31 protein-coding genes and 1 tRNA gene are annotated in these 23,148 nt (G+C 49.7%); all 32 read right to left on the bottom strand.

Going from position 1 to position 23,148, the window contains the following annotated elements:
* Nucleotides 1-8: 8 nt before the first annotated feature.
* Nucleotides 9-1,310: an NADH-quinone oxidoreductase subunit NuoF gene (gene nuoF / locus DTO96_RS00310; RefSeq protein ID WP_114561672.1), complete on the bottom strand. Its 1,302-nt coding sequence runs from the start codon at nucleotides 1,308-1,310 to the stop codon at nucleotides 9-11.
* The gene (gene nuoE, locus DTO96_RS00315; RefSeq protein ID WP_114561673.1) at nucleotides 1,307-1,783 is read right to left on the bottom strand and encodes an NADH-quinone oxidoreductase subunit NuoE; all 477 of its coding nucleotides are present in this window, start codon (nucleotides 1,781-1,783) and stop codon (nucleotides 1,307-1,309) included. The genes nuoF and nuoE overlap by 4 nt, the downstream gene beginning before the upstream one ends.
* Before the next feature lie 18 nt (nucleotides 1,784-1,801).
* Complete coding sequence (locus DTO96_RS00320; RefSeq protein WP_114561674.1) at nucleotides 1,802-3,055, bottom strand: NADH-quinone oxidoreductase subunit D; 1,254 nt, start codon at nucleotides 3,053-3,055, stop codon at nucleotides 1,802-1,804.
* Nucleotides 3,056-3,076: 21 nt separating this feature from the next.
* Nucleotides 3,077-3,685 (bottom strand): NADH-quinone oxidoreductase subunit C, encoded by a 609-nt coding sequence (locus DTO96_RS00325; RefSeq protein WP_114561675.1) that lies wholly within the window; start codon nucleotides 3,683-3,685, stop codon nucleotides 3,077-3,079.
* Entirely contained in the window at nucleotides 3,682-4,179 is a 498-nt protein-coding gene (locus tag DTO96_RS00330) for a NuoB/complex I 20 kDa subunit family protein (protein ID WP_114561676.1), read from the bottom strand. Before DTO96_RS00330 ends, DTO96_RS00325 begins: the two co-directional genes overlap by 4 nt.
* Nucleotides 4,180-4,328: 149 nt before the next feature.
* Entirely contained in the window at nucleotides 4,329-4,688 is a 360-nt protein-coding gene (locus DTO96_RS00335; RefSeq protein ID WP_114561677.1) for an NADH-quinone oxidoreductase subunit A, read from the bottom strand.
* A gap of 194 nt (nucleotides 4,689-4,882) precedes the next feature.
* Nucleotides 4,883-4,968, bottom strand: a tRNA-Leu gene (locus DTO96_RS00340).
* A gap of 49 nt (nucleotides 4,969-5,017) precedes the next feature.
* The gene (gene secG, locus DTO96_RS00345; RefSeq protein WP_114561678.1) at nucleotides 5,018-5,356 is read right to left on the bottom strand and encodes a preprotein translocase subunit SecG; all 339 of its coding nucleotides are present in this window, start codon (nucleotides 5,354-5,356) and stop codon (nucleotides 5,018-5,020) included.
* 19 nt (nucleotides 5,357-5,375) lie between these two features.
* The gene (tpiA, locus tag DTO96_RS00350) at nucleotides 5,376-6,119 is read right to left on the bottom strand and encodes a triose-phosphate isomerase (protein WP_114561679.1); all 744 of its coding nucleotides are present in this window, start codon (nucleotides 6,117-6,119) and stop codon (nucleotides 5,376-5,378) included.
* Nucleotides 6,120-6,352: 233 nt separating this feature from the next.
* Nucleotides 6,353-7,336 (bottom strand): NAD(P)H-quinone oxidoreductase, encoded by a 984-nt coding sequence (locus tag DTO96_RS00355; RefSeq protein ID WP_114563847.1) that lies wholly within the window; start codon nucleotides 7,334-7,336, stop codon nucleotides 6,353-6,355.
* Between the two features lie 17 nt (nucleotides 7,337-7,353).
* The gene (locus DTO96_RS00360) at nucleotides 7,354-7,959 is read right to left on the bottom strand and encodes a DUF2238 domain-containing protein (protein ID WP_114561680.1); all 606 of its coding nucleotides are present in this window, start codon (nucleotides 7,957-7,959) and stop codon (nucleotides 7,354-7,356) included.
* Nucleotides 7,960-8,019: 60 nt separating this feature from the next.
* Nucleotides 8,020-8,577, bottom strand: a complete 558-nt coding sequence (locus DTO96_RS00365) for a DUF1439 domain-containing protein (RefSeq protein ID WP_157964281.1) — start codon at nucleotides 8,575-8,577, stop codon at nucleotides 8,020-8,022.
* 17 nt (nucleotides 8,578-8,594) lie between these two features.
* Nucleotides 8,595-8,870 carry a YkgJ family cysteine cluster protein gene (locus DTO96_RS00370; RefSeq protein WP_225972519.1) on the bottom strand — a complete coding sequence of 92 codons (276 nt, stop codon included), beginning with the start codon at nucleotides 8,868-8,870 and terminating at the stop codon, nucleotides 8,595-8,597.
* A gap of 3 nt (nucleotides 8,871-8,873) precedes the next feature.
* The gene (locus DTO96_RS00375) at nucleotides 8,874-9,428 is read right to left on the bottom strand and encodes a CinA family protein (RefSeq protein WP_225972520.1); all 555 of its coding nucleotides are present in this window, start codon (nucleotides 9,426-9,428) and stop codon (nucleotides 8,874-8,876) included.
* On the bottom strand, nucleotides 9,425-9,925 hold the full coding sequence (locus DTO96_RS00380; RefSeq protein WP_225972521.1) for a phosphatidylglycerophosphatase A family protein: 501 nt from the start codon (nucleotides 9,923-9,925) through the stop codon (nucleotides 9,425-9,427). The genes DTO96_RS00375 and DTO96_RS00380 overlap by 4 nt, the downstream gene beginning before the upstream one ends.
* Before the next feature lie 82 nt (nucleotides 9,926-10,007).
* Nucleotides 10,008-11,036, bottom strand: a complete 1,029-nt coding sequence (thiL, locus tag DTO96_RS00385; protein ID WP_114561682.1) for a thiamine-phosphate kinase — start codon at nucleotides 11,034-11,036, stop codon at nucleotides 10,008-10,010.
* A 179-nt stretch (nucleotides 11,037-11,215) separates the two neighbouring features.
* Entirely contained in the window at nucleotides 11,216-11,665 is a 450-nt protein-coding gene (gene nusB / locus DTO96_RS00390) for a transcription antitermination factor NusB (RefSeq protein WP_114561683.1), read from the bottom strand.
* Nucleotides 11,665-12,156, bottom strand: a complete 492-nt coding sequence (gene ribH / locus DTO96_RS00395; protein WP_114561684.1) for a 6,7-dimethyl-8-ribityllumazine synthase — start codon at nucleotides 12,154-12,156, stop codon at nucleotides 11,665-11,667. Before ribH ends, nusB begins: the two co-directional genes overlap by 1 nt.
* A gap of 65 nt (nucleotides 12,157-12,221) precedes the next feature.
* A complete protein-coding gene (ribBA, locus tag DTO96_RS00400) occupies nucleotides 12,222-13,343 on the bottom strand; it encodes a bifunctional 3,4-dihydroxy-2-butanone-4-phosphate synthase/GTP cyclohydrolase II (protein ID WP_114561685.1) in 1,122 nt (373 codons plus the stop codon).
* A gap of 187 nt (nucleotides 13,344-13,530) precedes the next feature.
* Nucleotides 13,531-15,747 (bottom strand): glycosyltransferase family protein, encoded by a 2,217-nt coding sequence (locus DTO96_RS00405; RefSeq protein WP_157964282.1) that lies wholly within the window; start codon nucleotides 15,745-15,747, stop codon nucleotides 13,531-13,533.
* Between the two features lie 355 nt (nucleotides 15,748-16,102).
* The gene (locus tag DTO96_RS00410; RefSeq protein WP_114563851.1) at nucleotides 16,103-16,327 is read right to left on the bottom strand and encodes a hypothetical protein; all 225 of its coding nucleotides are present in this window, start codon (nucleotides 16,325-16,327) and stop codon (nucleotides 16,103-16,105) included.
* Nucleotides 16,328-16,436: 109 nt separating this feature from the next.
* Nucleotides 16,437-16,898, bottom strand: coding sequence for a DoxX family protein (locus tag DTO96_RS00415; RefSeq protein WP_114561687.1), 462 nt, complete (start codon nucleotides 16,896-16,898; stop codon nucleotides 16,437-16,439).
* Between the two features lie 14 nt (nucleotides 16,899-16,912).
* On the bottom strand, nucleotides 16,913-17,707 hold the full coding sequence (locus DTO96_RS00420) for an HvfC/BufC N-terminal domain-containing protein (RefSeq protein WP_157964283.1): 795 nt from the start codon (nucleotides 17,705-17,707) through the stop codon (nucleotides 16,913-16,915).
* A complete protein-coding gene (gene bufB / locus DTO96_RS00425; RefSeq protein ID WP_114561689.1) occupies nucleotides 17,707-18,537 on the bottom strand; it encodes an MNIO family bufferin maturase in 831 nt (276 codons plus the stop codon). The genes DTO96_RS00420 and bufB overlap by 1 nt, the downstream gene beginning before the upstream one ends.
* A 72-nt stretch (nucleotides 18,538-18,609) precedes the next feature.
* A complete protein-coding gene (locus DTO96_RS13060) occupies nucleotides 18,610-19,074 on the bottom strand; it encodes a BufA1 family periplasmic bufferin-type metallophore (RefSeq protein ID WP_114561690.1) in 465 nt (154 codons plus the stop codon).
* 243 nt (nucleotides 19,075-19,317) lie between these two features.
* Nucleotides 19,318-19,563 carry a BufA1 family periplasmic bufferin-type metallophore gene (locus DTO96_RS00435; protein ID WP_114561691.1) on the bottom strand — a complete coding sequence of 82 codons (246 nt, stop codon included), beginning with the start codon at nucleotides 19,561-19,563 and terminating at the stop codon, nucleotides 19,318-19,320.
* A gap of 153 nt (nucleotides 19,564-19,716) precedes the next feature.
* Nucleotides 19,717-19,899 carry an anti-sigma factor family protein gene (locus tag DTO96_RS00440; protein ID WP_114561692.1) on the bottom strand — a complete coding sequence of 61 codons (183 nt, stop codon included), beginning with the start codon at nucleotides 19,897-19,899 and terminating at the stop codon, nucleotides 19,717-19,719.
* 265 nt (nucleotides 19,900-20,164) lie between these two features.
* Nucleotides 20,165-20,737, bottom strand: coding sequence for a sigma-70 family RNA polymerase sigma factor (locus DTO96_RS00445; RefSeq protein WP_114561693.1), 573 nt, complete (start codon nucleotides 20,735-20,737; stop codon nucleotides 20,165-20,167).
* Between the two features lie 65 nt (nucleotides 20,738-20,802).
* A complete protein-coding gene (locus DTO96_RS00450; protein ID WP_114561694.1) occupies nucleotides 20,803-21,099 on the bottom strand; it encodes a ComEA family DNA-binding protein in 297 nt (98 codons plus the stop codon).
* Between the two features lie 34 nt (nucleotides 21,100-21,133).
* Nucleotides 21,134-22,333 (bottom strand): tetratricopeptide repeat protein, encoded by a 1,200-nt coding sequence (locus tag DTO96_RS00455; protein WP_114561695.1) that lies wholly within the window; start codon nucleotides 22,331-22,333, stop codon nucleotides 21,134-21,136.
* 17 nt (nucleotides 22,334-22,350) lie between these two features.
* On the bottom strand, nucleotides 22,351-22,662 hold the full coding sequence (locus DTO96_RS00460) for a lipopolysaccharide assembly protein LapA domain-containing protein (RefSeq protein WP_157964284.1): 312 nt from the start codon (nucleotides 22,660-22,662) through the stop codon (nucleotides 22,351-22,353).
* Between the two features lie 71 nt (nucleotides 22,663-22,733).
* Nucleotides 22,734-23,003 carry a LapA family protein gene (locus tag DTO96_RS00465; RefSeq protein ID WP_114561697.1) on the bottom strand — a complete coding sequence of 90 codons (270 nt, stop codon included), beginning with the start codon at nucleotides 23,001-23,003 and terminating at the stop codon, nucleotides 22,734-22,736.
* Between the last annotated feature and the right edge of the window lie 145 nt (nucleotides 23,004-23,148).

Genomic DNA, 23,148 nt, shown 5'->3' on the forward strand with positions numbered 1-23,148 from the left:
AGTCACCTTCAAATAACGTGTGAGCTGGGCACGAGGCAAGACTTGTGCTCAATGTGATGGGCGAACTCATCACGGAAATGTTTGACAAACGAACGAACAGGCATGGCAGCGGCATCGCCCAAGGCGCAAATCGTGCGGCCCATGATGTTGCCTGCAACCGAATCGAGCAGCTCCAAATCGCCAGGGCGACCTTGACCATGTTCAATCCGATGAATCACTCGCCACAACCAGCCTGTGCCCTCGCGACATGGAGTGCATTGGCCACATGATTCTTCGTAGTAAAAATAAGACAAGCGCAACAATGATTTCACCATGCAACGGGTGTCATTCATGACAATGATTGCACCAGAGCCAAGCATTGAACCCGCTTTTGAAATAGAATCGTAGTCCATATCCGTCGCCATCATGATCTCACCCGGCACCACAGGGGCAGAAGAACCACCTGGAATGACCGCTTTAATCTTGCGACCTTCGCGCATACCGCCTGCAAGCTCAAGGACTTTGGCAAAAGGTGTGCCCATAGGCACTTCATAGTTGCCTGGATACGTCACATCGCCTGAAATCGAGAAAATTTTGCTGCCACCGTTATTCGGTTTGCCAATGTCCAGATATGCTTGGCCACCCATTTTTAACAAGAACGGCACTGCCGCAAAAGTTTCAGTGTTGTTGATGGTGGTCGGTTTACCGTACAGACCAAATGATGCAGGAAATGGTGGTTTGAAACGAGGTTGACCCTTTTTACCTTCAAGAGACTCAAGCAAAGCGGTTTCTTCACCGCAAATGTATGCCCCATAACCATGATGAGCAAATAAATCAAAGTCAAATCCAGAACCACAAATATTATCGCCCAACACACCCGCTTGACGCGCTTGCGCCAACGCCTCTTCAAAACGCAGGTATTCGGAGAAAATTTCACCGTGAATGTAGTTATAACCTTTGGAAATGCCCATGACATAAGCCGCAATCGTCATGCCTTCAATCAATGCGTGTGGGTTGTAACGAATGATGTCACGGTCTTTGAATGTGCCTGGCTCACCCTCATCGGTGTTACACACCAAATATTTTTGCCCAGGGTACGCACGGGGCATGAAGCTCCACTTTAAACCTGTTGGAAAACCTGCGCCACCACGACCACGCAAGCTGGACAACTTCATTTCAGCAATGATTTCGTCTGCAGGTGTCTGTTCAGCCAAGATTTTTTTGAGCACAGAATAGCCACCACGAGCGACGTAATCGTCCAAGCCCCAGTTGTCGCCATTTAAACCCGCCAAGATGACAGGATCGATGTGTCGGTTGTGCAAACTCGTCATTGCGCCAGCTCCTGCAACAGTGCGTCGATTTTTTCAGTGCTCATGAAACTGCACATATTATGGTTGTTGAGCAACAAAACAGGCGCATCCCCACAAGCACCCATGCATTCGCCTTCTTTCAACGTAAACAAACCATCCGCGGTTGTTTCGTTAAAGCCGATGTTTAATTTCTTTTTAATGTAATCTGCGGCATCAACCCCGCCAGTCAAAGCGCAAGGCAAGTTGGTGCACACGGTGATTTTATGCTTACCAACGGGCTTTAAGTCATACATATTGTAAAATGTAGCGACTTCCTCGACAGCAACTGGCGGCATTTCAAGGATCTGAGCGATTTCCTGCATGATTTCTGGAGACACCCAACCTTTTTCAACCTGTGCAATACGCAATGCACCCATTACCGCAGATTGCTTGTGTTCAGCTGGGTATTTGGCGACTTCCGCCGCAATTTGTACTAATGCTTGTTCTGATAACATGCTCATTCCTTGTCCTGCTTAACGGTCAATTTCGCCAAACACGATGTCTTGTGTACCAATAATTGTTACAACGTCTGCCAACATATGCCCACGACTCATTTCGTCAAGTGCTTGCAAATGTGCAAAGCCTGGTGCACGAATCTTCAAACGGTAAGGTTTATTTGCCCCATCTGACACCATATAAATGCCAAACTCGCCTTTAGGGTGCTCAACGGCCGCATACGCTTCAGACTGCGGAATGTGCATGCCTTCTGAAAACAATTTGAAGTGATGGATCAACGCTTCCATATTGGTTTTCATGTCTGTGCGTGAAGGAGGGGCAATTTTATGGTCATCCACAATGACCGCACCTGGATTCTTCTTGAGCCAGTCGATGCACTGAACCATAATCTTGCATGACTCACGCATTTCAGCGATGCGCACCAAATAGCGATCGTATGAGTCACCATTTTTACCAATGGGTATATCAAAGGCCATCTGTTCATACACTTCGTAAGGCTGATTTTTACGCAAATCCCAAGCAATGCCTGAACCGCGTAACATCGGCCCAGTAAAGCCCCAGGCTTTTGCACGCTCTGGTGTCACAATGCCAATGTCCACCAACCGCTGCTTCCAGATCCGATTGTCTGTCAACAAGGTTTCATATTCGTCCACAGCATTTGGAAAGCGCTGTGTAAAATCTTCTAGAAAGTCAAGTAATGTGCCTTGACGATTCGCATTGACACGATCCACAGACGATTGACTGCGAACGGTTGACTTACGCAATTGCGGCATTGTGTCTGGCAAATCACGAGCCACACCACCTGGGCGATAGTATGCCGCATGCATGCGCGCACCCGAAACAGCTTCGTATGCATCAAACAAATCTTCGCGGTCACGGAAAGCATACAAGAAAGGGGTCATCGCACCGACGTCCAGCGCATGGGCACCAATCCACATTAAGTGGTTCAAGATACGCGTGATTTCATCAAATAACACACGAATGTATTGCGCACGCACTGGCACTTTTACATCCAACATTTTTTCAATGGTCATCACATAAGCGTGCTCATTGCTCATCATCGACACATAATCCAAGCGATCCATGTAAGGCAACGCCTGCATGTATGTCTTGTGTTCAGCCAGTTTTTCAGTGGCACGATGCAACAAACCAATGTGTGGGTCTGCACGCTGCACGACCTCACCATCAAGTTCAAGCACCAAGCGCAAAACACCATGCGCCGCAGGATGCTGCGGGCCAAAGTTCAGGGTATAATTTTTAATTTCTGCCATGTTTGATCTCACAACAGCCGCTTAATGCGCGCCGCCGTAGCCTTTCTCACGAACAATGCGCGGGGTGTTTTCACGCGGGTCAATCGTCACTGGTTGATAAATGACGCGCCCTTGATCTGGGTCGTAACGCATTTCAACATATCCAGATACTGGAAAATCTTTGCGCAATGGGTGACCAATGAAACCATAATCGGTCAAGATTCGGCGCAAGTCATTGTGGCCTTCGAACACCAAACCATACATGTCAAATGCTTCGCGTTCATACCAATCCGCAGCCGACCAAACAGGAACAACCGAAGCCAACACAGGAAATTGCTCATCTTCAGCAAAAACACGCAAACGCAAACGTTGGTTATTTTCAATAGACAACAAATGCAAGACCACAGCAAAGCGTGCACCAGACCAAACATCATCCCAAGCACCGTCGGCGTACTCAGAATAATCCATCCCTGCCAAATCGATCATCATGTCGAATTTGAACACTGGATGGTCATGCAACGTTTTGCAGATGGTCAAATAATCCACCGCCGCAACCGTTAAAGTTACCTCGCCCAAAGCCTCCACCACTTTGGCATCCGACCCAAAAACAGTGTGAAGCTGTGCCACTAAAGCATTTTGCCATGTACTCATGCAGCACCTCGGGTGATGGTATTGACGGATTTTTGCTTACGAATGATTTTATTTTGCAGCTGAATGATGCCGTAGATTAAGGCTTCTGCAGTGGGTGGGCAACCTGGCACATAAATATCAACAGGCACGACACGATCGCAACCACGAACAACTGAATAAGAATAATGGTAATAACCACCACCATTGGCACATGAACCCATTGAAATAACCCAGCGCGGTTCGGCCATCTGATCGTAAACTTTACGCAAAGCGGGTGCCATTTTATTGCACAACGTACCCGCCACAACCATTACGTCTGATTGACGTGGGCTTGGACGAAACACAATGCCGAAACGGTCCAAATCATAACGTGCTGCACCCGCATGCATCATTTCAACAGCGCAGCAAGCCAAACCGAACGTCATCGGCCACAAAGAGCCCGTGCGTGTCCAGTTGACCAGATTTTCTGCCGTGGTGGTGATGAAGCCTTGCTTCTCGATGATTTCTTCAGCCATCAAATTACCTCTTTTTTATACGTACCCAAGTCACCAAAGACTTACAACTGAGCCTAGCAGTATGCAGAACCAACCTTACACACAGCAGACAGAGTTCATTTTATTCGCTCAATAATTTAAAACAATGAATGCGAGAAAACACCAGCGAGTTACTCCCAGTCCAGAGCGCCTTTTTTCCAGATGTACACATAACCCAAAATCAACTCAGCCAAGAAAACCAGCATAAAAACAAAACCTGTCCAACCGAGGTAATCCAACGACACAGCCCAAGGTACCAAGAATGCGGTTTCCAAATCAAACAAAATAAATAAAATGGCGACAAGATAGTAACGCACATCAAAACGCATGCGCGCATCTTCAAAAGCTTCAAAGCCGCATTCATAGGGGGAAAGTTTGGCCGCGTCAGGTTTACGAGGGCCGAGCAGAAAGCCAATGACCACAACTAACAAACCCAAACCTGTGGCCGCCAACAAAAACAGCAACACGGGGACATAATTGGCTAATATCATGATATTTATCCGCTCTTAAGGTGATGTGGTGTAACGTATTTTAAATGGGCGTGGGACAGAGCACCCACATCCTTTTCTTGACAGATTTACTGCTTTTCACACAAAGCCATTGCAGGCTTAATGTAAATTTTGCGCGGAAGCATCCGCGCAATTTTCACTCATCAATCAAAAACAGATGTTTTTGATTGAAATGATGGTGCCGACGGCGAGAGTCGAACTCGCACAGCCTACGGCCACTACCCCCTCAAGATAGCGTGTCTACCAATTTCACCACGTCGGCTAAAACTATTGCATTAATTATGACATTAACATTGCACTGCTATTTCTTATTACTTCGGAATGCCATCTGTAGCTGCTGGAACAGCGGGGCTTGTCGCTGGTGCAACTGGCGCCACTGCTTTATCCAAAACACTACCAGAACCCGAACCCACTCCCGTGAAGACGAAAGCAAGCAAAACGGTGCTGATGATAAACAAGGTTGCCAAATAGGCCGTTGTCCTGCTCAAAAAATTGGCTGACCCCACCGAGCCAAACACGCTGCCAGAAGAGCCACCACCAAAAGATGCGCCTGCATCAGCACCTTTACCATGTTGCAAAAGCACCAGCGTAATCACACCCAAAGCAGCGATCACTTGCAACACCACTAAAATTGACTTTAATACGTCCACTGTATATCCCTTGCACGCCTCAGCGAGCTGCCTCAGCGATGCTTAAAAATTCAGACGCCACCAATGACGCCCCACCGATTAAGCCACCATCCACATCAGCTTGACTGAAAATCTCTGCGGCGTTGGCCACTTTCACACTACCGCCGTACAACATACTCACACTTTCAGCGCCCAACTCAAGCAAAGCCTCTCGCAACCACGAATGAACCTCCTGTGCTTGCTCGGGTGTTGCTGTTTTTCCTGTGCCGATAGCCCAAACGGGCTCATACGCCAAAATAGACTGTTTCAAACCTTCTGCACCAACCTCATTGGCCACGACTGAAAACTGTCGCAACACCACCGCTTGCGCTTGACCTGCTTCACGCTCTGCGAGCGTCTCACCGACGCAAACCACAGGCATGAGGCCTGCGTCCAAAGCAGCTTTCGCTTTTTTTGCCACAACAACATCAGTTTCGCCAAACAAGCTGCGGCGTTCAGAGTGCCCTACCAAAACCAAAGACACACCAAACTCTTTTAGCATTTTCGCTGACACTTCGCCAGTATAGGCACCTTCTTCAAACTGACTGACATCTTGCGCACCCAAAACAACGGCGCTGTTAGATAGGGCAGACTGCACCTGTGCCAAATAAGGGAAAGGAACGCACACGGCCACTTTAGCAGAATCAGACAAAGGAATCGACTTAACCACAGACTCTAACAGCGCAGCATTTGATGCCAAATCGCCATTCATTTTCCAATTACCCACGACCCACGTTGTACGCACACACTTCCCCTCTTAAGGTTTTTTGGCACTATTTTTTGCACAGCACCAAAGCAAACGAATTATACGCATTTGAACCCATGCGGTCAATCGCCGCGTTACCCTTTTATGGGAAACAATTCATGTTTTATATTAAAGCCACAGGCCCCGCACAATGAGAATAAGTCTCACAAACCCAGCAAGCACTTGTAAACAGGCGAATCAGCTCAACACCACTCAGTTGAAAAAAAGACTTTTTAAGGCCATTGCAACACAATTTTTCCAATATTTAAATTTGATTCCATTCGATTGTGCGCCAAAATTACGTCTTCAAAGCCAAAAACATGGTCAATCACAGGCTGAATATCGCCAGCCTCCAACTTAGGCCACACCGCTAAGCGCAATTGACGCGCAATGTGCGCTTTCATTGTACTTGACTGTCGGCGTAAATATGAACCCGTTAAGGAAATTTCTTTCGCCATCACCTCATTGATTTTTAATTCAGCACGATGACCCGCAAGAAAGGCAATCCACGCCAAGCGCCCACCATGCGCCAAAGCTTTCACGTTGCTGGCCAAGGAGCCCCCTCCCACCATATCCAATACCACATTCGCCCCCTGTTGCTCGGTCATGGCAAGAAAAACATCCACCCAATCCGCCTCATGGTAATTCAACGCACCCACAGCACCCAGTCGAACACAAGCATCACGCTTTTCAAGCGTTCCCGCCGTCACCCAAACCTTTTGCCCCATGGCTTTTGCCATCTGAATGGCAGCAACACCAATGCCACTTGCACCCGCATGCACCAACAAGGTTTCCACGCCATCGCGCCCTAAATGCGCTCGCTCAAACACATTGAACCATACAGTAAAAAAGGTTTCAGGCAAGCTGGCAGCCTCAACCACGCTCCATCCACGCGGCACAGGCAAGCACTGGGCACGCTCAACCACCACATACTCAGCATAACCACCACCATGGGTCAAGGCGCATACGCAATCACCCAATGCAAAACCATCACCCAAATCGCCACCCACCACTTCACCAGCCACCTCAAGCCCCAAAATGGGCGAGGCATCAGCGGGTGGCGCATACAGACCGCTGCGCTGCAACACGTCAGGGCGATTCACCCCCGCTGCTTGCACCTTGATCAAAAGCTGCCCGACACCTGCACTTGGACGAACCACCTCCGCTATGCGCATCACCGATGCATCACCCACACCATCACAAATCACCGCTTGCATTGTGCTGCGACCATTGCTCATTCCATCCTCCTGATTTGCTCATCTTGCATACGCGCAAAAAAAGCCATCGCCACCAACGCCCCAATGAGCGCAAAAAACATGTCCGATTGTGTATCCCACACATCACCTTGTGTGCCAAGAAAAGCTTCAGCGCCCTGTCCCAGCGCCAAAGCAGCCCACCACTCAACAAGCTCGTATAACGCACTGATGGTCATGGCCACACACAGCGCCAACACACCAGCAACGTCCGACCGCACCACCCAACTGCGACGAATCAGTACCTCACGAGCAGCTAAAGCAGGCACAAATCCTTGCATAAAATGCCCAATTTTGTCATAAGGATTTCGACTCAAATGAAGCACATCCTGCATCCAAAAACCAAAAGGCACACGCGCATACGTGTACGCACCACCAACAATCAACACCAGCGCATGAAGCGCAATCAATCCCATCAACATGGGCGTCAATGGAAAACGTTGACGCGAACACCACAACACAGGCACGACCAACACAACGGGTGCCACCTCCATCCACCAGGTATTGCGCTCGTACGGTGAAATACCAGAAACCACCAAGGCCACCCCCACCACAGTCCACACCCCACTCATAAACAATGCGCTCATCACACCCCTTACACTCAAAAAAACAACCCCGCATCAACAACAGCGGGGTTTATTCAGGTTTTATTTTGGCAACAATGTAATCTCTAAATGGTCTTTAGCCACTTCGACTTTTTCAGGCAACCATGTTTTACCAGCAAAACGCAATTTATCGGCTTCAATTTTATAGATGGGTACATCCGTGCCAAATTTTTTGCCCACCATACGCTGTGCTTGATTTTTCACCACCCCATCCAACATGTCAGGCAAATTGGTCACATCGAACTTATCCACCTTCATATCACGCAACACCACGGCACCTTGCGCCTCATCGTATGCGGGGATGCCGGACACACTCATTGTCCCATCAAGCTTCACACCCAAAAAACCCGTTTCGACAAACGCATCAAAATCTGCACCGATCCGCTGGCTGTCAGGCAACAACTTCAAGGTGGGCGCCGCCATCGTCACATTGCTTTCATGTAACTTGGCCGCCATTGTCGTCCAGTTTTTATCCACCAGCTTTTGCAACTGCGTCTGACTGACAGTAAACGAATGTGTGCTATTCAAGGCCTGACAACCCACCAACGCCACCCCCGCCAGCACCACAATCGCCATGCACCACTTAATGAGCTTTGCCATTTCAACAACCCTTTTCATCACACATTCACCTCGCTGGGCATGGTTTCATGCTCCAATCGCATCAAAAACACCATTGCATGCTCACGTGTTTCACCGCACATCTCTGGTGATGCCTGCAAACCACCACACACTTTAGGACGACGCGCATCTCCAAACAAACGACACAAATCCCGCTCATCCAACTGCACACAACGCACGCCTGCAGGTTTGCCATTGGGCATACCCACGATGGGTGAGCTGATTGATGGCGCAATGCAACATGCTGCGCAACCCAAGCGACACACCATTGTCATGACTTAATCTTCAAACACGTGTGCAGGCACGGGCACATTCAATTTATTCAACTCACACACCCGAATCAAACCATCCAGCCCCGCCGCAATCGTTTGCTGGCGAATCGCGGCACGATCACCTTCAAAATGACGCGTCACGGTACGCACAAACGTCGTACCAACACCATCGCGCCAACCCCAAGCGATGCACACCGTACCCACTGGCTTTTCCGCTGTCGCTCCGCCTGGACCCGCGATGCCACTGACCGCGATGCTGCAATTCACACCCAGCGTGCGCAAAGCCCCCCCCGCCATTTGTGCCACAACAGGTTCACTGACTGCGCCATATTTTGCCAAATCATCGGTGCGCACATTTAACACATCTTGCTTCACCGCATTACTGTACGCCACAATGCCACCGGTAAACCAACTGCTTGCGCCTGCAAGTTCAGTCAATGTATGAGCGATGCCGCCACCCGTGCACGACTCCGCCGTACCCATGTGCCAACCCTGCTGATTCAAACGATCCGCCAACGTCATCACGCGCGCAACCATGTCTGGTGTTAAATTTAAACTCATGACATCATCCAAAAGAAAGCCTGCTTACCCACCGAGAACACCAACAACGCATAAAACGCCGCCATCACATCGTCCAACATCACGCCCAAACCATTCGTCCACTGCGCATCCACCAAGCGAATCGGATATGGCTTCCAAATGTCAAACAGCCGAAACAAGGCGAATGCAATCGCCTGCTGCCACAACGGTGCGGGCATGACAAACAACATCACCAACCAAATCGCCCACATTTCATCAAACACAATCGACGAATCATCGTGCACCCCCAACTGCTTGCCCGTCACATGACACGCCCACACACCCACAGGAAAGCTCACCGCCAGCACCAACGGCCACGCCCAAGCATACGCACCCAATGATTGATTGAGAAAGACAAACACCAACCAGCCCACCAACGTACCCCACGTCCCAGACGCGGGATGCAACAAGCCAGAACCCACACCCTGCGCAATGATATGAGCAGGATGCACCAGCATCCATTGAAAACGTGTTTGCACTTTTAAATCCTTTTCACAATCATTAAAACGTTGTTTTATGGGCAACGAAACAACCACTCCACCCCAAATCGGCAGTAAAAACCTAAGAAAAATGATTATACCCGCGCCACTCACTCATGTGTACCAAGCCTTCGGGTGAATTTTCACTGCGCCACAGCACATTCGGCGCCTCACCCTCCCGCTCAACCACCCGCCCGACTCGCGTCAAAGGCACACCCACATGGATGGATAAAGCCGCCAACACATCGCGCTGCGTTACAGGTGCGGTAAAGCACAGCTCATAATCATCGCCACCCGTCAGCGCATCGCGCCAAGCATGCCACAAGGGGCATTCTTGCTCAAGATTAAGATTTTTCAATGGAGACGACAACGGCAAAGCATCGCAATCAATTTCCACATCGGCATTTGACGCCTGCAACACATGGCGCACATCGCCCGCCAAGCCATCCGACAGGTCCAACATGCTGCTCGCCACCCCACGCAACGCTGCACCCAAAGCCACTCTGGGCATGGGGCATTCCAACCGTGGGCGCAAAGCCGTCAAAGCCAGCGCCTCCGCCACACTCAAAACCTCGCCCGACCGCTCGCGCAGCAACAACGCCAACGCGCACGCCGCATCACCCAGCGTTCCCGACACCCATACATCATCCCCCACTCGCGCACCATCACGGCGAATCGCCGCACCTGCGGGGACTTGCCCAAATGCCGTGATGTTGATCACCAAGCCATTGTGTTCAAGCGAAGCCACACTTTTCGTTGTATCGCCACCGATTAAATCACAATTGAACTCACGCGCCAAGTTCAACAAACCACCACTAAAATCAGCAAGCCACGCCTCACTCACAGCAGGCAGGGCCAATGACAACGTAAACCCCAACGGCTCCGCGCCCATCGCCGCCAAATCCGACAGATTCACGGCCAACGCTTTATGTCCCAAAGTGCGCGCATCCACATCCCAGAAAAAATGCCGCCCCGCCACCAACATGTCGCTGGTCACTGCACACTGATGCCCTTGAGTCACGCGAAACAAGGCACAATCATCGCCCACACCAAGGTCCGCACGCAGCGGGGGTGAGGTGAAATAAGACTGGATGATTTGGAATTCGTGCATTCCCATTTATTTAGATCCCACTGTAATCATAAAACACATGTCCAAATTAATCTGACCGCAAAGACTCACCTTAAAATGATGACCAGCACAAACCGATTGATCCTCACACATACAACAAACCCCAACATTCACCGCCCATAAAACGAAAAATGCTGGGGTTCATACAACGCATCATCCGTTTATGATGCTGCGGCAACTTCTTCTGTACGTAAACTGCCTGCAAGCTTATCCAGCACGCCATTGACGTATTTAAACCCATCGGTACCGCCGAAGCTCTTGGTGATTTCGACCGCCTCGTTGATGACGACTTTGTAGGGAACGGACAATTCGTTTTTCAGCTCATACGCCGCAACAAGCAAAACGCCGTGCTCAACAGGTGAGAGCTCAATCAAGGGGCGATCAATAAATGGGGTGATGGCTTCACGGAGCCCATCCACTTGATCGACCACACCGCTAAACATTTGTTTGTAATAAGTTTCATCGGCTTTGTGAAAATCAGGGGTTTCGCGGATGAACAAGTCCGCAGCGCTGCGGCTGGCTTCGCCTGTCACGATCCATTGGTAGAGGCCTTGCACGACCAGTTCACGTGAACGGCGGCGGGCGCTTTTGCTGTTGGTTTCTTTAGCCATTATGCTTCTTCTTCGTCTGAGGTAAATCCAATAAATTCATCGAGGCCTTCATACAGACAGGCCATTTCGATGGCAACGCGGGCAGCGTCTGTGCCTTTTTCAACCACGCGGGCAAAAGCTTGCTCGTCGTTTTCAACGGTCAAAATCGCGTTGGCGATGGGCATGTTGTGATCGAGACCGACTTTGGTGATGCCCGCGCCCGATTCATTTGACACGAGGTCAAAATGATAGGTTTCACCGCGAACAACGGCACCGAGGGCGATCAGCGCGTCGAACTCTTCCGATTGACACAGCATTTGTAAAGCCAATGGCACTTCGAGTGCACCCGGAACGGTGATGTACAAGATGTCTTCTTCGGTCAAGCCTTGTGCCAGCAGTTCGGTCACGCAAGCGTTGAGCAAAGCATTGCAGATGTCTTCGTTAAAGCGGGCTTGGACAATGCCAATGCGCAAGCCTTTGCCTGTGATTTCAGGTTTGAATTGTTCAATCATGGTGCTGCTCCTTAAGGTGACACATTAAATATGATGCACTAAAAATGATGACCAAATGAGGTGCTTTAAACGGCGGTAAAACCAACCACTTCAAGGTCAAATCCGCTCATGGATGGCATTTTACGCGGGCTGCCCAGCAATGTCATCTTGTGCACGCCCAAATCTTTTAAAATCTGGGCACCGATGCCATACAAGCGCAGTTCCGTGGGCTGTTTTTGCACTGTGCTGAGCCCCGTGCTTTTGGCATTGAGTCGTTCAAATTGCTCAACCAATCGCGCGGATGACTCTTGGCAGTTGAGCAATACCGCCACCCCCACACCTTTGCTGGCAATGTATTTCAAGGCATCATCGACCGATACGGAGTGTGTGGTGTGGCCGATGTCGAGCACATCCAACACCGATAAAGGCTCATGCACGCGCACGGGAATGGTCTCCATCGTGCTGACATCGCCCATTGCCAAAGCCAGATGCACTTGCGTGCTGCATTGCTCTTTGTACAGCACCGCTTTAAATTCACCGTGAGCGGTTTGCATTGTGTGTTCACCGATGCGCTCGATTAACTTTTCACGTGCACTGCGGTACTCGATGAGGTCTGCAATGGTGCCAATTTTTAAGCCATGCTGTTCGGCGAACACCAACAAGTCAGGCAAACGCGCCATCTCACCGTCGTCGTTCATGATTTCACAAATCACCGATGCAGGCGTCAAGCCCGCCAAGCGCGACAAATCGCAACCCGCTTCGGTGTGACCCGCTCGCACCAACACGCCGCCATCGCGTGCGCGCAAGGGGAAAATATGACCCGGCTGAACAATGTTGGCCGCACTGTATTGTTCGCCCGCCGCGATCTCAACCGTTTTGGCTCGATCTGCTGCAGAGATGCCTGTGGTCACGCCTTCTTTCGCTTCAATCGAAACGGTAAAATTTGTACCATACTGCGTGCCATTTTCACCACCACCGACCATCATCGGTAAGTTCAATGCATCACAACGTGCTTCGGTGAGTGTTAAGCAAATCAAGCCACGGCCGTATTTGGCCATGAAATTAATCGCCTGTGGTGTGACAAAATCAGTGGCCAACACCAAATCACCTTCGTTTTCGCGGTCTTCTTCATCAACCAAAATCACCATGCGCCCTGCTTGCAGTTCGGCGATGATTTCAGCGGTCGATGCCATCGTGGTTGTACTCATATCGCTTTGCAGCCCAATAAATTTTAAAGTGCCATTGTACGCGATTTAGGCCCGATGGATTTTGCAAAAAACGCGTTCGCTTTGGTGGATACTGATTCATCTCGACCTTGCTTTCAAATAAGAAACCACATCACATCGGTGTCATGATGCGCCCGTTCACGGACACATCGGTTTGAGTGTGACGCCATCACTTGCGCACGCCAATGGCAGACCATTCGCCCACACCGTCAGCCGTATCAACAAAGCTCACGTCAAACTCGTGTTTCAAATCAGGATGATTGAAATTCAGCATCACCCAGTTGCGGGCAAAAGGTGCATCGTCACTGAATGTCGTTTCACCTTGCACAATGATTTTTTGCTTATTGGTCTCTGAGTCTGAGCGATACCACACTTTGCTGCCTTTTTTCAGGTGCAAAGTCAACGTGCCGGTGGCGGCATCTTTTTGCTCAGCGTCGTACGACCCCGTGACAACGAGATTTGGCAAAAACACCTCACCCGTGAACAGTGAATAAGAATCCTTACCCATCCAATCGCTGCTGACGATTGTCCGTTGCTTCACAACCTGATGGCGCAAGGACATGGCATGGGCCTGATCAAGCACGGTGTAAGGCAAGGCCGCGCTTGGTGTGCCATTGTTTGTACTGGTATTGTCACCGACATCATTGACGCCGACAGCAACAGGCGCAGGGTTTGGCACTGGAGCCTGCGCCCAATTCGCACCAATAACGGTTTCACAATCAGGATTTAAACCACGGAAAATCAAATTTTTCCCAACATGATCCGCCATCAAATACACCACAAAACCAGACTGCTTCGATTGAATGTTAACTTTCGCAGCCACGTCAGGGCGTGGTTGCCCCGTCAACCCATAGCCCACAACACGACGTTGCTCATCCAACACATGCACGATTGTGGGCACCTCTTTGGTCGGTAGCTGAAAAGCCCAGCCCATGATCCGCACATACGCCTGCTCACTGCCCTCTTGTGGCCACACAGCACTCATGTTGTCGAAAGCCAATTGACATTGGTTCATTGATGTTTTGGGTGCATCCAATTGCCCCAACAATGCTGCTGCACCACGCATCCCATCATTGGCAAATACTGAACGTTGATGCCCTACGGCCTCCTTGGCAATCTCGAAAATCCGACCATCAGCAGACAACGGACGGATCGCTTCGGCATCACGGATGTTCAACGCCAAGGCCAATGCCCCTCTTTTTTGCTGAAAAAGCTGCTCCCCACGCCCTTCAAGGGCCCGCAATTGAATTGGAAGCAAAGCCAACACCAGCACAAGCAAAGGCGCACAAACACGTAAAGGGTGGGTTTTAAACACGCGGCTCAATGTCGGCACGCACAACACCAACATCACCGCCCACGCCACCAACACAGACGTTTGGTGATGACTGTTGACCGCTTGCGCCACATCAAATGATGCACGCCCCACAAACCCACCCAAAACAGAACTGACGAAATACAACACATACACCAGCAACGCCACGTACAACGATGCATGACGCGCGTCCAAGCTGCGCAAACAACGACACATGGCGGTCAACGCCAGCACCACAAACATGACACCACCCGCAAAAGCCAGCCACAAGCTGGTTGCAACGCCCACCCAAGGCAAGCCCATGTAAAAAAACAAGCCACCAAAAAATGTCAAAACATATCGGCCAACGGCCAGAGGCATCACCCCCAACAGCTGCACCACGGGCACACGATCAACTGGACTGACATGGCCATAAAAATAGCCACACACACACAGTGCCGCCAACACAAACAGCACAACCGATTTTGCCGCCCCCATGCGCATCCATAAGCTGTACACCAACATCAAGGGCAAAACGAGGACACCGTTGATCATGCTGCCCACTGCCGCGATGCCGCACAACACCGCCAACAGGAAGTAACGACCACTTCGAGCTTCAACAGCGACGGAACGATGCATAAAGTAGAAAGCGGCCAACGGCAACAACTGAGCCAAAAAGAGTTGCGACTGAAAACCCCACGTCAAATTTTCTTCTTGAGACCACGCAAACAAGACCGCAACACATGCACCAAACAACACCCAGCGCAATTCACGGTCATGTTTTTCACCCAACAACCCCCTCAAAAAAAGATAAAACAGTCCCGTAGTACAGCACACCAAAGCATAATTCACCACCAATAAAAACCAACTTTGCCCACCAAAAACAGCGATGTCCAACCAAAACAGCATCCGTGACAAAACGATGCGGTGCTCATTGTGTTGCCCCCACCACGCCCCAAGGTCACCCTGGCGAACGGCCTCATAAAAGCCCAAATAGCCCGTCCACATGTCTGAGTAAGGCACAGGCGTATACGCCTTTGAAACCCCAACCACAGCCAGCTCAACATACATCAAAGCGATTAAACCAAAAACCATGGCCCATTTATATTGCTTAATCCAATTCATAATTTCAATTTCTTAACAATGGCGGTTGGAATGGTCTGGATGATGGACGGGATCGCCTCCAAACCACGGAAAATAAAAAATCTGATTTTTTGTATTTAAAAGAAAGGGCAAAGGACGTCATGCCTGCCACGCTGCGGTGCTGTATTCCTCAGGTCATTAACTAACCGTGCCTTGGTTTAATCACAACACCCTTTGAACCGTTTAAATCAATCATGAAAGGAGGAGCCATCATGGTCGCAAGGTCTAGTGCAATCCGTCAAACAGCCCTCAAACCGCATGAAAAAATACGGAAAAGTAACAAACCATGGGCACAGGCACGCCTTTCCTATGGCTTTTGCTCTGGATAATTTGACCTCAGGCTGTCCATCAAGGCGTGTAAAGTGGCACGCACTTGAGCTTCAGTACCGCCCATCAACACGGCATCATCCAATGCGTCTTGTGCCAGTTCGCGCAGCTCGTCAAGGTTCTCGTTCAGTACTTTGATTTTCTCAACACAGGCCAAAGCGGAGCCATCAGGCTTGTGCCAAATCGGTGGTTTAAATGAAGTCATGGGGGTCACAATGCAGGTGGGATACGTATAAAGACGTAAAGCCATGATTTTATCATGGCTTTACGTCTTTGCTGATGACTAGATGATGCAGGTTGATGCAAAAAAATGATTATTTTTGACGATACAACAAAGCATCCAACGATAACTTTCCTACCCCCAAAACAACAACAGCCATCAATAAAATCGCCCAATATTTGTGATCGTTAATCGCTGCAGGACACTCAAATTCAAACAACTGTGGGTATGAAACCACAGCCATGGCATTGACCACAAACAAGCCCAGAGCCGCCCAACGGCCAAATAAGCCGACGATCAATAAGAAGGAGAACAACAACTCACCTGCCGTGCCCATCCATGCCGCCACCATGGGCGACAACACAGGCACTTGATATTCACTGCTGAACAGCTCAACGGTTTGCGACCAATCTTCAATTTTAACCAAGCCAGACTTCAAAAATTGCCAAGCCACGAATACCCGTACAGCCAATAAAAACACACTGGCCAAGCTGTGTTCAAAGGCGCTTTGCTGCCCACTCCACAGCGCACAACGCCATACCGAATTGTTTCTCATTTTATTCCTTCTTTTCATTTCAAAACCACATCATCACCCATGCACCACACCCCTGCAGCCAAACAACGCGGCAAGAATGCAACAAAATCCACACTCAGGGACGCCTCATCCAAACGTTCAAATGCAGCTTCAAAAGTGGCCCCATCGCGCAGCAATTCAAGCAAACAACATTCAGACTCGCTTAACACTTCAACCTGCACGCGCCACTGTGGGCGAGACACCAACACCCATTCATGTTGTCGAATGCGTTGAGCAGACACCCTTGCCATATCTCCGCCCTCTTGATGCGCTAACCAAATCGTTCCAGCCGCATGCGGCATGCGCAGCACCGCCGCGCTCGGGGCATACTTCACCGTAGCAGCCATCCAGTCATCCACGCCACGCGCCATTAAATCAGCCACCGTCAAAGGCACATGGTTGGCCGCATCATGCGATTGATGCAACTGCCACTCCAATTCAGCCACTGCAGGTAAATAGGGGTAATCCGCAAGCGGCGCATAGCCTTTTAAAAAACCATGCAATTGCGCACCCAGGTGATTTAAATCACCACTGGTCGATGGATGCACGCACACATAATCACGCACCAACAGCTTGAAGCCATCGACGCCAACCAATTGCTCCAGCACAGGATAGGTTGTTGCCATTGCATGACGCCATGCGGCAGCCATGTTATTGCGGTACACATCCATTCCCACTTGAGCCGTCAATTGCCCAGCCAACAAGTCGCCCATTAAGCCATGCGACAAGTCAGCCCCCAAACGATCACGCGCGCCCTCAGCAAAAGCCTGCTGTTGTGATGTCAAAACCATTATGCGTCCTCCCATGCTCGGCCATAAGGCGCTGCTTTACGAGCGGCAACCTCCGCCTCTGCCAGCAAGACTGAGAGCTCGGGCACATCGGTGTCCCACTCAATCAGTGTCGGCATGACTCCCGTGTGATTTAAAGCGCATTGATACAAATCCCACACCGCATCGGCCACACGATCACCATGGTGGTCAATCACCACACCATCGGTCACACAATGTCCTGCCAAATGGATTTCGCCGACCGCAGCGGCATTGACTTGTGCAATCGCCTGTACCGCAGAATGACCATGATTGAGCTGATTGACATACAGGTTATTCACATCAAGCAAGACACCACAGCCTGTGCGCGCAACCAGTTCATTCAAAAATTCAATTTCACTCATTACGCTGTGCTTGAATTGCACGTAGGCGCTCAAATTTTCGATCAACACGCTTCGACCCAAAGCATTTTGCACCATGTCCACATGCCTCACCACCACATCCAAGGCCTCTTCGGTATAAGGCAACGGCAATAAATCATTCAACACCTGACCTTGAATGGCCCCCCAGCACAAATGCTCGGACACCAAAATGGGCTGTATGCGATTCACCAATGCTTTGACGCGCGCCACATGCGCCATTGAAAAACCTTGTGCAGAGCCCAAACCCATGCCGACCCCATGTAGACTGATCGGATAATCTTGTGCCAATGTGGTCAACACGTGCACGTCCCAACCACCGTCACCCAAATAGTTTTCTGAATGAACCTCAAGCCAATCGACTTTGGGTTTATGCTCCAAAAAGTCACGGTAATGGGGTGCACGCAAACCAATGCCAACGCCGTCAATGGCCATAACCTTCCCCCCACTGAAAAAGCCGAGCCATTCACGCGCTCGGCTCAAAAAACTTAAAAAACGCAGCCAAACTTACATGGCCGGCTTCATGCTGTGCATTGTGTGTGCCGTCTTTTTATGGGCTTTACTCATTTTATGAGGATGTTGTGCACTGTTTTTTCCCATACTGGGCTTCGCCATCATTTTGGTCGCCATGACAGGGGTCGCGGCCATGGTGTGAGGCTGAGCCATCATGCCATCACCCATCATATTGCCCTTATCTCCCATCATAGAACCACCTGCTGCGGCACTCATGGTGTGTCCGCCCATGCTGCTGCATGTGCCTTTACTCACGCTTTTCCAATCGGCTGGATCATGGTCTTTGGTGGCCATGCCTGCGCAACCATGACTGCCTGTGCTGCTGGCACAATCATTTTTCCCTGCTGTGGCAATGCCAAAGCATTTCTCTGTGTCGCCACCCATTGGGGCGGCTTGGGCTGTGCCCGCCAACAACAAGCTGGTCAAGGCGGCGGCCATCATAAGGCTGTGTTTGTTCATGATTTACTCCTGATTGCACGCTCAATTGCATCTGCACGCTGTGCGCCATGTCAATTGTTGTTCGTGCCTGTTAAATATAAATAAAGGGCTTGTGAAAACATGCGGAAAACAAATGCAGTCAGTTTCTACCTTGGTAAAAACCCATGTGTCCACTTCCCCCCGTTTGTGTGAAAATTAAATCTTTAAATATACCGAGCCACCTTGAGCGCATTCAAAATCAATGGCAAATAGACGGCCAACACTTCACATGGTTTTGCCACCCAAGCTGCTGCATGTGCCTTTTTCAACATACTTCCATTCGGCTGGATCGTTGTCACGTGTGGATTGACCTGCACACGAGTGTGCACCCATTTTGCTCGCGCAATCATTTTTACCAGCCGCAGCAATGCCAAAGCATTTTTCATTGTTGGCCGCATGCGCTGTGCCCGTCATGCCGAGAACCAGCAAGCCCGCCAATGCCGTGGCCATCATTTGTTTATGTGCACTCATTTCAAATCTCCAAAAAGGGTATACCTGTATTTAAGGGGTTCTCATTAACTCAGCCTTCGCCAAGCAATGGTTCAAAGATGGTGTGTTCAAACCATGGTTCGTCCACACATCATTCAGACGCATTCAGGATCATTCGTGTAGGACTTAACGCGTTCAATCAATATGCTCACGCCAAGCTTCAACACCTCGTTTGAGTGTGATCATTTGCTGGTTAAATGCTCGACAACGATCGCACAAGAGCAAATGAAATCGCAAAACCAATCGCGTCGTCATGGGCAACTGTTCATCTTGTAAACGAACCATCCACGCCGCAGCATCTTTGCATTGAATCAACATCAGGGCTTCCTTTCACTTGTCATCGGTGCGGCCACTCAAATCATCCTGCACCGATTAGACGACTGAGAATAGAGATTCCTTACACATGGAACCATTTATTTTTAAAAAAATCAAAATCTATTTTTTGGGAGATGTGAAAATCGGGGCGGTGCCCAGACATTTATGGAAAAATGAAGTTCAAAAAACAACGTATCGGGCAACACTCAGATTCACCCTCGTCCACTGAACCCATTTGCGGCCAGCGTTTGTGTATGTTCAATGGGCATCATACGCCATTGTGCAGCCAATTCTGCTCAAGGCACAGCTTCAAAGCCATGCGCGCACGGTACAACAACACCCACAAATGGTTGGCGGCGATGTTCAATTCAGTTTTTATTTCCTCTGTGCTCATCTCAAGCACTTGGCTCATCATGAACACTTGCCCTGTTTGTGCGGGCAGCTTGGCCATGCAGGCATCCAGCACTTGAATAAACTGCTGATCACTCACCAAGGCTTCTGGCGTGCGCCAGTGCACTCGCTCCTCATTGGCTTGCCATTTGCCATTCTCCGTGAACAAACCATCAAAATCATCTAAACGATCTTCACCTTGCATCAACGGCGCAATCCATTTTTTGTCGGCTCGCCATGCATCACGCAAACGATTTTTTAGAATGCTGGTCAGCCATGTGCGCAGGCTTGAACGCCCACTAAACTGTGAAAATTTCTCATGTGCAGCCAACAAGGTGTCTTGTACGACGTCTTGCGCCAGCGCATCATTTGGCGTCAGCCGTCGAGCCACTTTGAGTAAATAGGTATGATGTGTGGCAAGATTTTGCCAAATCGCATCGGCGGTCATCATTCAACCTCCACAATTAAAAGTATGAATAATAGGGCCTAAGGTCTGGGAACAGTTTATGGAATTTTTTATTTGGTGCCTAAGGTTAAGCCATCGGCCTGCATGATTTTGAGTTTTTTCTCACCCACACCTTTGACCCGTACAGCAAAATCATCCCAGTTTTTAAATGCGCCATTGTTCGTTCGCTCAACAATGATGGACTCGGCCAGTTTTGGCCCAATGCCCCGTGTGGCCTCAAGCTGGAAATGTGAAGCCACATTGACATCGGCAGCGTGTATTGAGCCACTCGCTACTAGGCCAAGCGCAACACACACAATGCGAGTCGAATGCTGCAGAACAGCACGGATTGGATTGAAATTGAACATGTTCGTGTCTCCGGTTGATTTCACTCGACCACCATTAATACCCGTTCATCTGACCACGCGAACGCTGAGCCAGCTCAAGCTCTTCCAAACGTTTGGGTGGGTAACTTTCCCAACGCGTGCACGCAGGGCATTGCCAGTAATAACGCGCGGCCTCAAAGCCACAATGCTCACAACGGTATTTTGACAAACGTTGCACTTGCTTTTTGATGAGCTTTTGAATCATCGCTGATTCACCTTGAACCGCCTCGTCACCGGATGCGGCCAAACGTTTACTCAACAACTTATCCAGCGCATTCAATGAAGGGTGTTGAATAAAAATGTTATTCAGCAGGGTCAACGTCTCTGCCTCTGAGCCGATTTTGGTCTGCGCATTCAACCATGCATTCAACACATCGAAAGAGCCTGTTTTCAACGCATTGTCATACAGCAATGCCACCCCTTGCGGCATCTCGCCACGCGCTTCAAAAACAGCCATGGCATCATCAACCAACAAGGGCACACTGTTGGGCTGCGCCTCCGCCAGCTGGCGCCACACAGCGAGCGCCTCATCGGTGCGACCTTGCTGTGCGTACCAGCGGCCTTTGAGCAATTGCACACGCATGCTGAGGGGACGTAAGGTCTGCGCTTGATTGAGTTCACGCTCAGCCACCAACCAATCTTTTTTTTGCATGGCCTGCACAGCCAATTCACAGTGAAAATGCGTGAGTGCAACGGTATTTTCTTCGGTCTTTACCATGCCTTGCGCCACATCAACCGCCTGCCCCCACTCTTGCTGTGATTGATAAATATACAACAATTGGGTTTGTGCATGGGCATGTTGAGGGCCGTTGAGCAGCTGCTTGAACGAGGCTTCTGCACGGTCAAACAAACCCCCTTTAAGAAAAGCTTCACCCAACTTAGATAAGGCCATCTGACGGGCATCATCTGGTAGATCAGCACGCTCCAACAAGCTTTGGTAAACGCGAATGGAACGTTCAATTTCGCCGCGCTGACCAAACAAATTACCCAATGCAAAATACAAGTCAATCGTCCCTGTATCCACCCGAGCCACGTCAATCAAGGCATCAATGGCCTGATCAGGCTCTTCATTCAACAAGTGGTTCAAGCCTTTAAAGTACGACTGGGGCAATGCCTTGGTTTCTGCAATTTGCCGCTTAGATTCAGCGCGCGCTGCAAACCACCCCAAGCCAAAAAATAAGGGCAAAAACAACAACCACCATGCTTCAATATCCATTAGAGGAATGCCCCAAATTACATTGTTAAAGGAGGGACGTCGATGCTGTTATCGACAACACTTGAATTGCCTGGCGATTTCTCCAAAGCACTTTTTTGACTTAAATTTTCTTTACGCAATCGACGAACAGACCAACGCAGGGCCAAATTTTTTGGCAACATGAGCAACCAACCCAGCACAATCCCCAACACAAAAAATCCCGAAGCCACCCATTTTTGTGGGATGTCATCGGCCAATCCAAACGTCACGGGCGTGATGTCACCCAAAATCGTCCACATCAAAATCACGACGATGAATGTAATCACCAACCAAGATAAAAGCTTAATCATTGTGTTCTCCTGTTTTAAATATAAACCAGCCGCTCGAAACAACATCACCCGAACAGCCAACATTGGGGGGGTTAATTCAGCAATTGACTGGCCATTTTAGCGCGCTCACGCACCACTTTATATTGTGACAACTCTTTACGGATTTTTTTCATCATCCAACGCAATGCGAGGTGCCTCGGCAACACCACAAACCACCCCATCAACACACCACACAAAAACACCCCCACCAACAACCATTTTTGAGCGTAATGATCCGTCAATGAATGAATATCGCCCACAGCCATCCACAACACGACCAAGCCAATGAACAACACCAACACCCAAGTCAGCAACCTCACCATATCATCCCCAATTAAATTTAAATCAACGGCACATTGTAAGGGAAATACGAAAAAAGGGGAAACCTACTTTTTATAGAAACAATGATTTGCTTGTGACCGTGCTTGCAAAATCAATCAACAGCGGGTGATTTCTTGGCTTGCATCG

Origin of the sequence: Ephemeroptericola cinctiostellae, assembly GCF_003339525.1 — a bacterium.
GTDB lineage: Bacteria > Pseudomonadota > Gammaproteobacteria > Burkholderiales > Burkholderiaceae > Hydromonas > Hydromonas cinctiostellae.

Coding starts and splice junctions, on each gene's coding strand:
- DTO96_RS00410 (WP_114563851.1), bottom strand. CDS start 16,327: ATGACTTCATTTAAACCACCGATTTGGCACAAGCCTGATGGCTCCGCT.
- DTO96_RS00460 (WP_157964284.1), bottom strand. CDS start 22,662: ATGATTAAGCTTTTATCTTGGTTGGTGATTACATTCATCGTCGTGATT.
- bufB (WP_114561689.1), bottom strand. CDS start 18,537: ATGGCCATTGACGGCGTTGGCATTGGTTTGCGTGCACCCCATTACCGT.
- DTO96_RS00465 (WP_114561697.1), bottom strand. CDS start 23,003: ATGGTGAGGTTGCTGACTTGGGTGTTGGTGTTGTTCATTGGCTTGGTC.
- thiL (WP_114561682.1), bottom strand. CDS start 11,036: ATGCACGAATTCCAAATCATCCAGTCTTATTTCACCTCACCCCCGCTG.
- DTO96_RS00330 (WP_114561676.1), bottom strand. CDS start 4,179: ATGGCTGAAGAAATCATCGAGAAGCAAGGCTTCATCACCACCACGGCA.
- DTO96_RS00370 (WP_225972519.1), bottom strand. CDS start 8,870: ATGACAATGGTGTGTCGCTTGGGTTGCGCAGCATGTTGCATTGCGCCA.
- DTO96_RS00415 (WP_114561687.1), bottom strand. CDS start 16,898: ATGAGAAACAATTCGGTATGGCGTTGTGCGCTGTGGAGTGGGCAGCAA.
- DTO96_RS00325 (WP_114561675.1), bottom strand. CDS start 3,685: ATGAGTACATGGCAAAATGCTTTAGTGGCACAGCTTCACACTGTTTTT.
- DTO96_RS00335 (WP_114561677.1), bottom strand. CDS start 4,688: ATGATATTAGCCAATTATGTCCCCGTGTTGCTGTTTTTGTTGGCGGCC.
- DTO96_RS00435 (WP_114561691.1), bottom strand. CDS start 19,563: ATGAGTGCACATAAACAAATGATGGCCACGGCATTGGCGGGCTTGCTG.
- nusB (WP_114561683.1), bottom strand. CDS start 11,665: ATGGCTAAAGAAACCAACAGCAAAAGCGCCCGCCGCCGTTCACGTGAA.
- DTO96_RS00365 (WP_157964281.1), bottom strand. CDS start 8,577: ATGGCAAAGCTCATTAAGTGGTGCATGGCGATTGTGGTGCTGGCGGGG.
- DTO96_RS00355 (WP_114563847.1), bottom strand. CDS start 7,336: ATGCAAGCGGTGATTTGTGATGGTGTGGGTGATGCATCGGTGATGCGC.
- DTO96_RS00450 (WP_114561694.1), bottom strand. CDS start 21,099: ATGTTCAATTTCAATCCAATCCGTGCTGTTCTGCAGCATTCGACTCGC.
- ribBA (WP_114561685.1), bottom strand. CDS start 13,343: ATGAGTACAACCACGATGGCATCGACCGCTGAAATCATCGCCGAACTG.
- DTO96_RS00455 (WP_114561695.1), bottom strand. CDS start 22,333: ATGGATATTGAAGCATGGTGGTTGTTGTTTTTGCCCTTATTTTTTGGC.
- DTO96_RS00360 (WP_114561680.1), bottom strand. CDS start 7,959: ATGAGCGCATTGTTTATGAGTGGGGTGTGGACTGTGGTGGGGGTGGCC.
- DTO96_RS00405 (WP_157964282.1), bottom strand. CDS start 15,747: ATGGTTTTTGGTTTAATCGCTTTGATGTATGTTGAGCTGGCTGTGGTT.
- DTO96_RS00445 (WP_114561693.1), bottom strand. CDS start 20,737: ATGATGACCGCCGATGCGATTTGGCAAAATCTTGCCACACATCATACC.
- nuoE (WP_114561673.1), bottom strand. CDS start 1,783: ATGTTATCAGAACAAGCATTAGTACAAATTGCGGCGGAAGTCGCCAAA.
- DTO96_RS00420 (WP_157964283.1), bottom strand. CDS start 17,707: ATGGTTTTGACATCACAACAGCAGGCTTTTGCTGAGGGCGCGCGTGAT.
- ribH (WP_114561684.1), bottom strand. CDS start 12,156: ATGATTGAACAATTCAAACCTGAAATCACAGGCAAAGGCTTGCGCATT.
- DTO96_RS00375 (WP_225972520.1), bottom strand. CDS start 9,428: ATGAGTTTAAATTTAACACCAGACATGGTTGCGCGCGTGATGACGTTG.
- DTO96_RS13060 (WP_114561690.1), bottom strand. CDS start 19,074: ATGAACAAACACAGCCTTATGATGGCCGCCGCCTTGACCAGCTTGTTG.
- nuoF (WP_114561672.1), bottom strand. CDS start 1,310: ATGACGAGTTTGCACAACCGACACATCGATCCTGTCATCTTGGCGGGT.
- DTO96_RS00320 (WP_114561674.1), bottom strand. CDS start 3,055: ATGGCAGAAATTAAAAATTATACCCTGAACTTTGGCCCGCAGCATCCT.
- DTO96_RS00440 (WP_114561692.1), bottom strand. CDS start 19,899: ATGTTGATTCAATGCAAAGATGCTGCGGCGTGGATGGTTCGTTTACAA.